14 protein-coding genes are annotated in these 13,569 nt (G+C 48.1%); 11 read left to right on the top strand and 3 right to left on the bottom strand.

Annotation, left to right across the window (positions count from 1 at the left end):
* The first annotated feature begins 3 nt into the window (after positions 1-3).
* Genes metK through hisG form a run of 8 tightly spaced genes read left to right on the top strand, consistent with a single transcriptional unit; the run spans position 4 to position 7,793 of the window.
* A complete protein-coding gene (gene metK / locus A1sIIB106_RS03535; RefSeq protein ID WP_095677363.1) occupies positions 4-1,194 on the top strand; it encodes a methionine adenosyltransferase in 1,191 nt (396 codons plus the stop codon).
* A gap of 14 nt (positions 1,195-1,208) precedes the next feature.
* Positions 1,209-3,092, top strand: a complete 1,884-nt coding sequence (locus tag A1sIIB106_RS03530) for a primosomal protein N' family DNA-binding protein (protein WP_095677362.1) — start codon at positions 1,209-1,211, stop codon at positions 3,090-3,092.
* Positions 3,093-3,150: 58 nt separating this feature from the next.
* A complete protein-coding gene (gene def, locus A1sIIB106_RS03525) occupies positions 3,151-3,711 on the top strand; it encodes a peptide deformylase (protein WP_095677361.1) in 561 nt (186 codons plus the stop codon).
* Positions 3,711-4,619, top strand: a complete 909-nt coding sequence (gene fmt / locus A1sIIB106_RS03520; protein WP_095677360.1) for a methionyl-tRNA formyltransferase — start codon at positions 3,711-3,713, stop codon at positions 4,617-4,619. The genes def and fmt overlap by 1 nt, the downstream gene beginning before the upstream one ends.
* Positions 4,616-5,986, top strand: coding sequence for an RsmB/NOP family class I SAM-dependent RNA methyltransferase (locus A1sIIB106_RS03515; RefSeq protein ID WP_095677359.1), 1,371 nt, complete (start codon positions 4,616-4,618; stop codon positions 5,984-5,986). The genes fmt and A1sIIB106_RS03515 overlap by 4 nt, the downstream gene beginning before the upstream one ends.
* Positions 5,987-5,995: 9 nt before the next feature.
* Positions 5,996-6,658, top strand: a complete 663-nt coding sequence (gene rpe, locus A1sIIB106_RS03510) for a ribulose-phosphate 3-epimerase (protein ID WP_095677358.1) — start codon at positions 5,996-5,998, stop codon at positions 6,656-6,658.
* Positions 6,659-6,670: 12 nt separating this feature from the next.
* Positions 6,671-6,934 (top strand): phosphoribosyl-ATP diphosphatase, encoded by a 264-nt coding sequence (locus tag A1sIIB106_RS03505; RefSeq protein ID WP_095677357.1) that lies wholly within the window; start codon positions 6,671-6,673, stop codon positions 6,932-6,934.
* A 13-nt stretch (positions 6,935-6,947) separates the two neighbouring features.
* Positions 6,948-7,793: an ATP phosphoribosyltransferase gene (gene hisG, locus A1sIIB106_RS03500; RefSeq protein ID WP_095677356.1), complete on the top strand. Its 846-nt coding sequence runs from the start codon at positions 6,948-6,950 to the stop codon at positions 7,791-7,793.
* Position 7,794: 1 nt separating this feature from the next.
* Here the strand turns inward: hisG and serB are convergent, their stop codons facing one another.
* On the bottom strand, positions 7,795-8,994 hold the full coding sequence (gene serB / locus A1sIIB106_RS03495) for a phosphoserine phosphatase SerB (RefSeq protein ID WP_095677355.1): 1,200 nt from the start codon (positions 8,992-8,994) through the stop codon (positions 7,795-7,797).
* A gap of 83 nt (positions 8,995-9,077) precedes the next feature.
* Between serB and A1sIIB106_RS03490 the strand changes: the two genes are divergently transcribed.
* Positions 9,078-9,875, top strand: a complete 798-nt coding sequence (locus tag A1sIIB106_RS03490; RefSeq protein ID WP_095677354.1) for an ABC transporter ATP-binding protein — start codon at positions 9,078-9,080, stop codon at positions 9,873-9,875.
* Positions 9,872-10,519, top strand: a complete 648-nt coding sequence (locus A1sIIB106_RS03485; protein WP_095677353.1) for a uracil-DNA glycosylase — start codon at positions 9,872-9,874, stop codon at positions 10,517-10,519. Before A1sIIB106_RS03490 ends, A1sIIB106_RS03485 begins: the two co-directional genes overlap by 4 nt.
* Before the next feature lie 56 nt (positions 10,520-10,575).
* Here A1sIIB106_RS03485 and A1sIIB106_RS03480 read toward each other — a convergent pair whose 3' ends face one another.
* Together A1sIIB106_RS03480 and yczE are read right to left on the bottom strand one after the other, a co-directional pair.
* The gene (locus A1sIIB106_RS03480; RefSeq protein WP_095677352.1) at positions 10,576-12,012 is read right to left on the bottom strand and encodes an NCS2 family permease; all 1,437 of its coding nucleotides are present in this window, start codon (positions 12,010-12,012) and stop codon (positions 10,576-10,578) included.
* A gap of 100 nt (positions 12,013-12,112) precedes the next feature.
* Positions 12,113-12,784, bottom strand: coding sequence for a membrane protein YczE (gene yczE / locus A1sIIB106_RS03475; RefSeq protein ID WP_095677351.1), 672 nt, complete (start codon positions 12,782-12,784; stop codon positions 12,113-12,115).
* A 50-nt stretch (positions 12,785-12,834) separates the two neighbouring features.
* Here yczE and A1sIIB106_RS03470 point away from each other — a divergent pair, with 50 nt between their 5' ends.
* Positions 12,835-13,569 (top strand): DUF554 domain-containing protein, encoded by a 735-nt coding sequence (locus A1sIIB106_RS03470; RefSeq protein WP_095677350.1) that lies wholly within the window; start codon positions 12,835-12,837, stop codon positions 13,567-13,569.

Raw genomic sequence — 13,569 nt, 5'->3', positions numbered from 1 at the left:
CCCATGTCAAAGCGTCTATTTACCTCCGAATCTGTCACGGAAGGCCATCCAGATAAGATCGCCGATCAAATCTCGGATGCAATCTTAGATTCACTTCTCTCTCAAGATCCTTCAAGTCGCGTTGCGGTAGAAACTCTTATCACTACAGGTCAAGTACATGTTGCTGGTGAAGTAACAACTAACGGATATGCAGATGTCATGGGCATCGTTCGCGACACTGTAATTGGCATTGGATACGACTCTTCAGTTAAGGGTTTTGATGGCAACAGTTGTGGTGTCTCTATTTCCATTGGTCAGCAATCGCAAGATATCGCCCAGGGCGTAGATGACGCTTACGAAAATCGCGTCGCATCTTCTGCCGATCCTTTAGATCTGCAAGGCGCTGGAGATCAGGGTTTGATGTTCGGTTATGCCTGTGATGACACTAAAGAGTTGATGCCGCTTCCAATTTGGTTGGCTCACGAACTTGCACAACAACTTTCCAAGGTTCGCAAATCAGGTGCTCTGGGATATCTACGCCCTGATGGGAAGACCCAAGTAACCATTGAATACGATGGCGATAAAGCGGTTGCCCTAGACACAGTTGTTATCTCAAGTCAGCATGCTGAAGAGGTAGATGTTGCAAAGAAGTTAACCCCTGAAATTATTGAACACGTTATTGAACCTGTGCTTTCTAAGATTGATCTGCCACGTAAAGAAATGCGCACTTTGATCAACCCAACGGGACGTTTCGTAATCGGCGGTCCAATGGGAGATGCAGGACTAACTGGGCGCAAGATCATCGTTGATACTTATGGTGGAATGGCTCGCCATGGCGGAGGGGCGTTCTCCGGCAAAGATCCTTCGAAGGTTGACCGTTCCGCTGCATATGCAATGCGTTGGGTAGCAAAGAACGTCGTTGCCGCAGGACTGGCACGTCGCTGCGAAGTACAGGTTGCCTACGCAATTGGTAAAGCACAACCAGTTGGCGTCTTTGTTGAAACTTTTGGAACTGAGACTGTTCCTGTTCAGAAGATTCAAGATGCTGTAACAACGGTCTTTGATCTACGTCCTGCTGCGATTATTCGCGATCTAAATCTGCTTCGTCCAATCTATTCACAAACTGCTGCGTACGGCCACTTTGGTCGCGAACTCCCTAACTTCACATGGGAATCAACTTCGCGAGTCGATGCGCTACGCGCTGCTGTTAACTAAAGAGAAGTAACGCCGTGGCTACGGCGCGTCCACTTCGCTTAAAGCGAGAAGAAGCAAAGCGAGTCGATAGCGCACAAGCACTGCGCGATGCCTACGTACGAGTTTGGGTTGATACTTCAGTAAGCCATTTAGATGGCACTTACGACTACTTGGTTCCCGAACGGCTGTCACAATCGGTAAAGCCTGGAATTCGCGTCGGTGTTCCATTTGCTGGTCGCGATGTTGAAGCGCTAGTGCTGGAGCGATCTGATAAGAGCGATATCACCAATCTAAAGTTCATCTCATCTGTAATTTCAGAGGAGGTAGTTGCAAACCCAACTTTGATAACTCTGATTTCAGCAATCTCTAAGCGTTGGATCTGCAATCCATTCGATGTAATTAGAAGCGCCATACCGGCGCGGGTGGCTAGCGTTGATAAAACCTTTGCCACTGAAACCAGAAGTTCGACGGCGAAAGATTCGGCGAACAAAGGAAAAGGGGAAGTTACCTATCTACATCTAGCGCCGCATGAAGATCCCTTAAAGCGCTTAAGTGAATTCGCTCAGAAAGCTAAAGAGAAAGGTTCCGTTCTGATTATCGTTCCAGAAGATCGTGAGTTGGAACTTCTCAAACTAGAAATCCCAGGCGCTCTTATTCTCTCATCGTCGCTCTCTCGTACTCAGCGCTATTCAAATTACCTCACTTCGATTAACAAATCGGGCCAGATTATTATCGGTACCCGTAGTGCGATCTTTTTGACTCCGCCTGATTTAACTACGCTGATTGTTTATCGTGAAAATTCACAGAGCCATTATGAACCACGTCATCCAGGCTGGAATGTGCGAGATATAGCGCTACTGCGTCAAGGTGAGGAGAAGTTAAACCTTTACTTTGTTGGCTATTCACCATCGCTGGAGATGGCGCGATCTATCGAATCCGGCGCAATTAATTTCTTAAGCAAGCAGGCCCGTCTACAAATTTCTACATTCCCGCAGAGCGGTTCAGAGCTACTTCCAGAGCGAATCTTTTCTCCCATCCGAAGTGCTTTAAAGACGGGGTCAGTACTTTTCTTAGTTCCGAAGAAGGGTTATGCCAGCGCTTTAATGTGCAAGAAGTGTCGCAATTTAGCGATCTGTTCTTGTGGTGGAAAACTCTCGCGCTCGAACCAGAGCGCTCCGCCTGCTTGCGTACATTGTTCAACGACTTTCTCGACATGGAAATGCAAATGGTGTAACGAGGACAAGTTGGTTTTGCTTGGCAGGGGAGCGATCCGTCATGGTGAAGAAATCGGAAGAGCTTTTCCAGGTTTCCCCGTAATAAATTCGGATGCCGATACCCCAGTAAAAAATGTTACGGGCAAGAGTTCACTAGTGATCGCAACGCAAGGAATGGCGCCAAGATGTGAAGGTGGATATTCGGCAGCGGTGCTACTTGAAGGAGGTTCTTTCTTTTCGTACTCTGACCTGCGAGGTCAGGAACGATCTCGCGAAGCTTTCTTTGAGGCGGCGGGACAGGTAAAAATTGGAGCGCCGGTCCTGGTTGCGATCGATAGTAGCCACCCAATAAATGCTGCTCTGGCTAGTTGGAATCCAGCGCATATGTATAAACGTGAACTTGCCGATCTTGAATCTTTAGATCTTCCACCATTTAGGCGATCTTTGACTGTCGATTTAGCTACCTCTGAGGCGAGCACGGTCGCAGAAGGATTTAAGAAGGCTCTTCTTGACTCGCGCATACCTGCGTCAACAAAAGTTTTAGGGCCATCGATGCGAGGCGGAGATAAGGCGAGAATTATTTTGACGGCGTCGGAATTTGACTTCGCCGATCTAACACATTTTGTAGGTGAGTTTGTAAAACATCGCACTATCGCCAAGAAAGAGGCGATACAAGTGCGAATCGACCCATATTCACTCTCTTAACAAAGCTTGCTAGGCGCTAATAAGTTCTTTCACTACTGCGCTGAGATAGACTTCGCACATGTCCATTCAACCGATCCGCCTCTTTGGCGATCCAGTGCTGACCACTCCGGCAGCTGCGGTTATCGACTTTGATAAAGAACTACGAACTCTGGTTGAAGATTTAACGGACACCATGCTGGAAGCACCGGGTGCAGGTCTAGCAGCGCCACAAATAGGTGTACCGCTTCGCGTATTTGTATGGGATGTAGATGAAGCGATTGGCCATCTGATCAATCCAACTTTAGATTTAAGCGCAGAACTGCAAGATGGCGAAGAAGGTTGTCTCTCTTTCCCGGCGTTGAGTTATGAGACACCGCGTGCCTATCGCGCAGTTGCTAAGGGATTTAATATGTACGGCGAACCAATTACTGTTGAAGGAACAGAGTTATTGGCTCGCGCACTTCAGCACGAAACCGATCATTTAGATGGAATCGTCTTTATCGATCGCCTTTCTGCTCAAGATCGTAAATTGGCGATGAAAGAGATCCGCGAATCAGAATGGTTCGGCACCGCTTTAGACGTCGGGAATAACCCAGTCATTAAAACTTCACCGCACAACATGTTTGGGAAGAGCATTTAGTGCAGATCGCAGTTGCCGCAACACCAGAAGTCGCTCTACCCACCCTTGAAGCTCTCTTAAAGAGCGAACACGATCTTGTCTCAGTGATCACACAGCCTGACAGGCCAGCAGGTCGTGGGCTTTCGCTAAAGGAATCACCAGTTGCGATATGGGCAAAAGATCGTGGAATCAGCGTTCGAAAACCAGTCGACCAGGAAGACCTCAAGCTAGCAGTGTCAGATATAGATCTGGTGATCACTATTGGTTTCGGCGTGATCATAAAAGAAGAGATTCTGAATTTACCTAAGCATGGATTTATTAATCTCCATTTCTCTCTTCTGCCAAAGTGGCGAGGAGCAGCACCAGTGCAACGCGCTATTGAAGCCGGTGATCAAATCACTGGGGTCACTGTATTCAAACTCGATAAGGGAATGGATACCGGTCCGATCTATCGCCAAAAAGAGATAGCAATGCCGCACCAAGCAACTACTGAATCTCTTTTGCAAGATCTTGCGGTAGTCGGAGCGCCAGTCGTATTAGATGCGATCAGCGCTATTGAAGCCACCGAGCTTCCTGTTATCCAATCTGTAGATGGTGCATCACGCGCCGACAAGTTATCGAAGGATGAAGCCCGTATCAATTGGCAAGATGCATCATTCAATATCGAGCGAAAAATTCGTGCTTTCTATCCGGCACCTGGAGCATGGACAACTTTTCGAGATGAAGCGATCAAAATTGAATCCGCTAGGGCAGGCGAAATGAAGGCAGGCCTGCCAGGTGAAATCTCCATGGAAGGTAGAGAGTTGTTTGTAACTACTGCTGAAGGTTCGCTAAAGATCCTCTCAGTGAAACCGGCAGGTAAGGCGAGCATGGATGCTATTTCTTGGATTAACGGCGCCCGCATCGAGCAACACGAGCGATTTATATGAGCGATAAGGCGACGCCGGCTCGCCGTAATACCTTTAATTCGCCTAAACCGGACCCTATTCGCTTATTGGTCTTTGATATCTTGCAAGAAGTTAACCAGCGCGGAGGATATTCAAATTTATTGCTACCAAGTGCGCTAACTGATTCTAAATTTGAGCAGCGAGATAAAGGCTTTGCGACAGAGCTTCTCTACGGAACTCTGCGCATGCAAGGTCGCCATGATTACATCGCCGCGCAGATTTCAGATAGACCTTGGAACGAAGTAGACAACGGCATCGTAGATGTAATCCGTCTTGGCGCACATCAACTCTTTGAGATGCGAGTCGCCACTCACGCAGCAGTTTCTGAGACAGTAGAACTCGCGCGTAAAGTTTTGGGGGAGTCGAAGGCTTCCTTCGTTAATGCGATGCTGCGCAAGATGAGCGCGCAAACGTTAGATCAGTGGATGGAGCCGGTAAATCAGATCAAGGATGATGTCGAACGTTTAGCGATTATCCATTCGCACCCAGAATGGATAGTTTCGGCCTACTTTGACCTATTAAAGGATTTCTCTGAAGTTGAATCTGCGTTAATTGCCAACAATATTCCGGCATCGCCAACTTTAGTTTGGTGGCCGGGGCGTTCATCGCAAGAAGAGTTGGTTGATCTCGGCGGAGTTCCTACTGAGTATTCGCAATACGGAATCAAATTCGATGGAATTCCGAATACTTTGGAGCCAGTGAGACGCCGTAGAGCTGGCGTGCAGGATGAAGGCTCGCAACTTGTTGCGCAAATCTTTTCCAACGCTGCGGCCTCATCACAACGCTGGTTGGATTTATGTGCCGGCCCTGGTGGAAAAGCCGCACTACTTTCGGCAATCGCACAAGAGCACGAAAAGGAATTTACAGCTAACGAAGTAAGTCAGCCGAGAGCAGAGTTAGTTAGACAAGTAGTTGGAAGCGCGAGAGTTTGGGTAGGCGATGGGCGCGAAGTCGCTTCACACGGTGAATTCTTCGATGCCATTCTTGCCGACGTTCCTTGCACTGGGCTTGGCGCACTACGCCGTCGCCCCGAAGTTCGTTGGCGAAGAACCGTTACTGATCTACGTGCACTAACAGCGCTACAACGTGAGTTATCCGATAGCGCAGTATCAGTGTTGGCAGATGGTGGACTCTTTGCCTACGCAACCTGCTCTCCGCACTTCGCCGAAACCACTGTCGCGGTTGCTGATATTTTGAAAGCCCATCCTGAGTTGGAACAGATTGATTTGTCGCCGTTTCTTCCAGATGGACTAAACGGCGCGATGCGCGGTAAGTCGCTTTCCTTATGGACCCACAGACATCAGAGCGACTCCATGTTTATGGCGGCATTTCGTAAGAAAGGCAAATAAGGTATTTCTATGAGCGATCAACATATTCGAATAACGCCAAGTATTCTCAGCGCTGATCGCGAAAATATCGTGAACGAGATTGCCAAGATTGCTGAAGTTTCGGATCTAATCCATCTCGACATTATGGATAATCGTTTTGTACCAAATCAAACTTGGAACTTGGTAGAGGCGCAAGCGATTATCTCTGCGTCACCTACCCTCATTGATGCTCACTTAATGGTTGAGGACGTTGACACCTTAGCGATTGAGTATGCAATTGCTGGTTCGGGAAGCGTCACAATCCATGCTGAAGCAGCGCTGGATATCAATAAGACTTTGCGAGGTATCAGATCACATGGTGCAAGGGCTGGCCTTGCAGTGAAACCCGGAACTCCAATTGAAAACTATTTAGAATTCTCTGATCTAGTAGATATGTTTTTGATCATGACGGTAGAGCCTGGATTTGGTGGCCAGAAGTTCATGTCAGAGATGATGGAGAAGGTGCGCCTAACCCGTAAATCGATAGGAGATCGACCAATCTGGCTGCAAGTCGATGGTGGTATCTCGATCGATACCATCGCTATCGCACGTGAGGCGGGCGCAGATACCTTTGTCGCCGGATCTGCGGTCTTTAACTCTCCTGAACCTTCGGTCATGGTTGAAATGCTCCGTCATCGCGCAAGCGCCGTCTAGTAAACTCTGACAATGAAATCTTTTGATCAATTATTTGATGAACTCACTGCGAAATTGGCGAGCCGCGAACCAGGTTCAGGAACAGTTGCTGCGATCGATGCGGGAGTTCACTCAATCGGAAAGAAGATTCTCGAAGAGGCGGGCGAAGTCTGGCTTGCTGCAGAGCACGAGAGCGATGAAGCTCTGGCCGAGGAGATCAGCCAACTTATCTACCATTTACAAGTTTTGATGTTAGCGCGCGGTTTGCAACCAGCAGATATCTACAAGTTCCTCTAGAGATTGGTAGTAAATGTTAAAGATTGCAATTCCAAATAAGGGCTCACTCGCTGATTCGTCTATCGAGATTCTCAAAGAGGCGGGCTATCGCCAGAGAAGCGATTCCCGTGATCTAGTTCTGGTTGATACCGAGAATAACGTCGAGTTTTATTACCTACGTCCGCGAGATATCGCCTTATATGTTGGATCTGGCGAACTTGAAGCCGGCGTTACCGGACGTGATTTACTCATCGATTCCGGGGCGGCTGCGACCGAAGTTCTGGCGTTGGGTTTTGGTGGATCAACATTTAGATTCGCAGGTCCTGCAGCGCAGAAACTATCCATCTCAGATCTCAACGGCAAGAGAATTGCTACTGCATACCCGGGGCTAGTCCAAAACTACCTTGCTCAGAAATCGATCAAGGCCGAGGTAGTGCGCTTAGATGGCGCAGTTGAAAGCAGCGTGCGTCTAGGCGTTGCCGATGTAATCGCTGATGTTGTTAGTACGGGCAACACACTTCGCCAAGCGGGTCTTGCAATATTCGGCGATGCGATCTTGGTTAGTGAAGCAGTATTAATCACTCGCGGCGGTGCAGCTGTGCCAGCCGGACTAGAAGTTCTACAGCGCCGTTTACAGGGCGTGGTAACAGCTCGCGAGTACGTTCTACTTGACTATGACATTCCGAAGGTAAGCGTTGATAAAGCGTGTGCTATTACACCAGGGCTTGAATCTCCAACAATCTCACCTTTGCAGAAAGAGGATTGGGTAGCGGTACGAGCGATGGTGCTTCGCAAAGATACAAATCGTCTGATGGATGAACTCTGGTCCCTGGGCGCACGTGGAATCTTGGTAACAGATATTCACGCCTGCCGACTTTAAATTAAGCCTCTTCAACCTCTTCGCGAGAGATTCCCATTAGATAGAGAACAGAGTCTAGATATGGGGCTGACACGGAACTGTCGGCAGCGGCCTTAACGGCAGGTTTAGCATTAAATGCAATTCCCATACCTGCAATAGCGATCATATCTAGATCATTTGCTCCGTCTCCGATTGCAATTGTTTGATCTAAATCAACGCTATGTTCTGCAGCGAAATCACGCAGAGCGGTAGCTTTGCCTGCGCGATCAATAACTGGCCCAACAAGTTCTCCGGTTAACTTCCCGTCTGCAATCTCAAGATTATTTGCACGCATATGGTCAATCCCCAACTCCGTAGCCAAAGGAGCAATTACGGGTTCAAAACCACCTGAGACTAGCGCGATATGGTGACCGAGTTTCTTCAGAGTTCTAACCAGTGTGCGCGCACCTGGAGTCAGAGTTATTTCAGATTGAACATCCTCTAGAACGCTGGCAGGAAGACCTTTCAATAAGGCAACACGCGCACGAAGGCTCGCCTCAAAGTCGAGTTCACCTCTCATAGCCGACTCGGTGATTTTTGCGATCTCGCTCTGCACGCCCGCCTTAGCACCAAGAAGCTCAATTACTTCTTGTTGAATAAGCGTTGAATCAACATCCATTACTACCAACTTGGTAGCAAAACGCATGAGACCACCGGGGGAGACTGCGATATCAACTCCGAGTTCGCTACCAGTTGTTGCAAGCGCGCTTCGCAGCGTTGCTAAATCGGCGCCAGATACCGTCAACTCAATAGCGGTAACGGGATAACTCGCGGTGCGGTTGATTCGTTCAATATTTCCGCCGTCTTCAGAAATCACTGCGGCGATGGCATTTATCGCAGCAGGCTTTAGTGATTGAGAAAGTACAACTACATGAAGAAGAGATTTCTTAGGCGCAATTGTCTTCTGGTCGCTACTTTCAAATGCGGTTGCGATATCTACGCCCAACTTAGTGGCGCACTCTTCAAGGTCTTCCTCAATAGATTTTGCATGCGCGGGTGAAAGCGAGATTAAAACCGTCAAAATCAATCGACCACGAATGACGACTTGCTGAATATCGAGAATTGTTACGGCGAATGGAGAGAGCGCTTCGAAGAGCGCTTCGGTTATTCCAGGGCTATCAACGCCGGAGACCAAGATAAGGCCGGTGAACTGTTGCTCAGAAACACCGTTTTTTGACTCCATAATGGAGAAGATTATCGTGAATCACATCAGCGCATGGCGCAATTGCAAGTGATTCATCACCTTTACCGCTATCTTTTTCATCTATGAACGCCGCACCGAGCCAAGTTGTCCTTGCTATGCAAGGTGTCAGCGTTACCCGCGGCGCTAAACGTATTCTCGGACCGATAGATTTCCGAATCCAAAGCGGTGAACGCTGGGTCATTCTCGGACCAAATGGCGCAGGTAAATCGACACTTCTCAATATTCTGGCTACGCGAATATTTCCAACGTCAGGAACGGTTTCAATTCTCGATAAACAAATGGGGAAGGTAGATCTCTCAGAACTCCGAACCCGAATCGGAATCTGTGCTTCACTTCTTGCTGAAGATATTCCAGATGATGAATTCGTTCGCGATGTTGTTCTAACTGCCGCCTATGCAGTGATTGGCAGATGGAATGAAGTTTATGATCTCTGGGATGAGTCACGAGCGGTGGCGCTGTTAACGACCTTTGGAGTTCGCGAGTTTGCTGATCGTCGCTACTACACCTTAAGTGATGGCGAGAAGAAGCGAGTTCAGATCGCTCGTGCACTTATGGCCGATCCCGAGCTTCTCCTTCTAGACGAACCTACTGCCGGTCTTGATCTCGGGGGTCGCGAGGATCTGTTACGCCGCTTCTCAGAGTTCTCATTAGATCCGTTAGCGCCATCTAGCATCATAGTTACTCATCACATTGAAGAGATTCCAGCCGGAACAACGCATGCGCTGATTATCAAAGATGGCGTGATTGCTATATCTGGTCCGATCGCGGAAGTAATCACCTCGGAACATATGAGCGCAGTCTTCGGTATCGCAATTGATGTAACAACAGATGGTTCACGCTTTTTCGCTAGAAGTAGATGACTAGTTTTAAGGATCAGTTACATGCCGGCTGGCGCGAACTGCTTAAGGGCGCACTGGATCTCCTAGATGAGATTGAAAGTAAACTTCAGGCAGACGCCTATCTGCCGGCACATAAAGATGTTATGAAGTCCTTAAGTTTTGATCCGGCACAGGCAAGAGTTTTAATTCTTGGTCAAGATCCTTACCCAAGCGCGGTTGATGCGATGGGCCTTGCTTTCTCAACGGCGCGAAATGACGGAAAGTTGCCCGCTTCACTAAAGAATATTTATCGGGAGTTGGTTGATGACTTAGGTGTGTCTCATCCAACTTCTGGAGATCTATCTCCTTGGTGCAAACGGGGAGTTATTCTTTTAAATCGAAGCCTCACATGTGCGGAAGGCGAAAGCAATTCACATAAAGATCTAGGTTGGAGAGTTTTTACGGATCAGGTTGTATCAGTTCTCGCCCAGCAAGGTGTCGTTGCAATTCTGTGGGGCGCTAACGCGCAAGAGGTCAAAGATCTTTTTCCTAAATCAGATTGCATTATTAGCGTTCATCCCAGTCCGCTATCGGCCTACCGCGGTTTCTTCGGTTCAAAACCATTTAGTAGGGCTAATCAAGTATTGGTTGGCAAGGGGCGCCAACCCATCGACTGGTCCATTTAAAGTAGAAAGCCCCCGGTTAACAACAACCGGGGGCTTTCTACTTACTAATTACTTGCTTATCCAACCCAGGTATTGATTGGTGAAGATAAGAAGTAGATCATAAAGAGGCCAGAGACCAAGAGAAGTAGTGGATGTACTTCCTTGCGACGGCCTTGGATGTAGCGGATTACTACGTGAGTAACGAAGCCAGCGCCGATACCAACTGAGATGTTGTAGGTAAATGGCATCAAGATGATTGTGAGAAACGCTGGAATTGCGATTCCGTAATCTTCCCAGTCAATAGCTTTGATCTGAGTCATCATCAAGAAGCCAACGATGATGAGTGCAGGAGTTGCAGCCTCGTAAGGAATAATCGCAACTAGTGGAGCCAGGAATGTTGTAAGCAGGAAGCAGGCCCCTGTTACAACAGATGCAAGACCAGTTCGCGCACCTTCTCCAACGCCAGATGCAGATTCAATGTAGCTGGTATTGGAAGAGATACTTCCAGCGCCACCTGCAACTGCAGCTAGTGAGTCGACAAGAAGAATACGATCGTTATTTGGAACGTTTCCATCTTTATCGATCAGCCCAGACTCATGTCCGATCGCTGTAACTGTTCCGACAGTGTCGAAGAAGTCTGAGAGCAACAAGGTGAAGATCAAGAGAATGACTGTGACCAAAGGAAGGCGGTCGAATGAGCCAAGAAGATTGAAATCTCCAAAGAGGCTGAAATCTGGTGTTGCGGCTATCTTTTCAGGTACTGCAGGAACGTTTAAGTTCCATCCCTTTGGATTTACTTCACCGGTGGCACCATTAAATAGCGGTCCAATTTTTAGAGTTGTCTCGACGATAACCGCTGCGATTGTTGCCACGATTATTCCGATAAGGATCGCACCCTTTACCTTCTTGACCATTAGAGCGATAGTTAGGAAGAGTCCAAGTGCGAAGATGATTACTGGCCAGCCAACGAGAGTTCCACCATCACCTAGAGTTACTGGAACCGGACCTGCGCCTGTGCGTCGAACGAATCCAGCATCAACAAGGCCTATGAGCGCAATGAATAAACCAATACCTACTGAGATTGCGATCTTCAATTGCGCAGGAACTGCTCTAAAGACCGCGGTTCTAAAGCCGGTAAGAACCAAGATGGTGATGATAATTCCTTCGATGACAACAAGGCCCATAGCATCTGCCCATGTCATTTTCGATGCGATACCAACTGCAACGAAGGTATTAAGGCCAAGACCTGTTGCGAGTGCAAGTGGATAGTTTCCAACTACGCCCATCAGGATTGTTAATACACCGGCCATTAGCGCAGTCATCGCGGCAACTAGAGCGAGATTAGGAGCATCTCCACCGCCGATATATTTTCCATCAGCATCTTTTGCAAGACCGATGATTAGTGGATTGAGAGCGACTATGTATGCCATTGTGAAGAAGGTGACGATGCCGCCACGTACTTCCCGAGCTACAGTTGAGCCACGTTCCGATATTTTGAAATAGCTATCGAGCATGACGAACCTTTCTAATTTTGTTAACGGGGGTGTTTGCGACCCCGTGTGAAATGACGGCTCACAGACCGAGGGATAAGAGGATTTAAACCTAAGTGTGCGGTTACTTTGAGGTTAGACGCGCGACTATGCCGAAAGAAATAGCGACAGATTGGCCGATTAAGAGGGCAAATAGGGCGGTGCCCAGCCCTAGTTTGCCGCCAAGGAGAGCACCCACAATGAGTACGGTTACTTCAATTCCCATGCGAACTCTTCCAACGCGAACGCCGGTACGTTGATGAATACCTGTCATCGCGCCATCGCGCGGTCCGGGTCCAAGCCCGCAAGTTATATAGAGAGCAGAACCTAGACCAACTAGGGCAATACCGATTAGAGCGGAGGCAAGCCCACCGACTAACGTTTCCTGCAATGGAAATACTGAAACGCCGAATTCGATAGCAGCAGAAATAATCACGATATTAGCTAGCGTTCCAAAACCTGGTCGTTCGCGAAGTGGAATCCAGATAAGTAGAACAAAGCATCCAGTAACGAAGGTAGCCCAGCCAAGTGAAAGACCAGATTTCAAGCTAAGGCCTTGTGCAAATACGGTCCAAGGTGCGTTGCCGAGATTTGATTGAACTACTAGCGCATCACCTAAACCAAAAATTGCAAGCCCAAAGAAAAGAATAGCAACGCGAGAAAATGAGAGATCCCAACGAGAATTCGCACGCCAAGGTGTGATTGGCACTGTCTTGTGGGGTTTTAGGAATGCCGAAAACTTACTCATAAAACTCATTTCGAGAGTTTAACGCAAGTAAACGTGTTTATAGGCCGTATCCTTATCGAATGTTCGTCGGCCTCGGTACCTTAATTAATATCACCACAATTATCGGGGGAGCAGCAATCGGTGTTCTTGTAGGCACTCGCATGCTTGCTCGCACAAGGCTGTTGATTACAGAAGTACTTGGGCTCATCACAATTCTTGGCGCGGTTAGTGCGTTAGCTCCAATGTGGAGTGATCGCTACATTAACTCGATTCCAAAGGGTTGGACGCTCTTGGCAATTTTAGGATCGTTATTAATCGGCGGCGGAATAGGTTCAGCGCTCTCTCTCGAGTCTCGACTCGAAGGATTGGGCGAAACGCTGCGGGTTAAATTCGGTGCCCACAAAGAGAGCACCTTTATTGAAGGATTCGTTTCAGCAGCGCTGCTATTTGCGATAGGACCGCTTGCGATACTCGGTTCCATTAGCGATGGAATGTCTACCGGTATTGATCAACTTCTTCTCAAATCGAGTCTCGACTTTTTCGCCGCTATTGCTTTCGCGGCAAGCCTTGGTTGGGGAGTAGCGGTCTCGGCGATTCCGGTCGGTATCTACCAGGGAGTTTGGACAGTTATTGGGCTAGGACTGGGAAGCATCCTTGAGGGATATCAGGTTGATGCGATGACAGTCACAGGCGGAGTGATGTTGGTATGCATCGGTCTGCGACTACTCAAGATTAAAGATATCGCCGTTGGTAATTTGTTACCAGCGCTTTTTATCGCACCTATCTTTGTTCTTGTGCTCAATAACTTCCTTTAG

This window comes from Candidatus Planktophila lacus (assembly GCF_002288325.1).
In the GTDB taxonomy this organism is placed as follows: Bacteria; Actinomycetota; Actinomycetes; order Nanopelagicales; family Nanopelagicaceae; genus Planktophila; species Planktophila lacus.
Note: the sequence above shows the minus strand (reverse complement) of the source record. Positions and strands in the feature narration are given on the sequence as shown.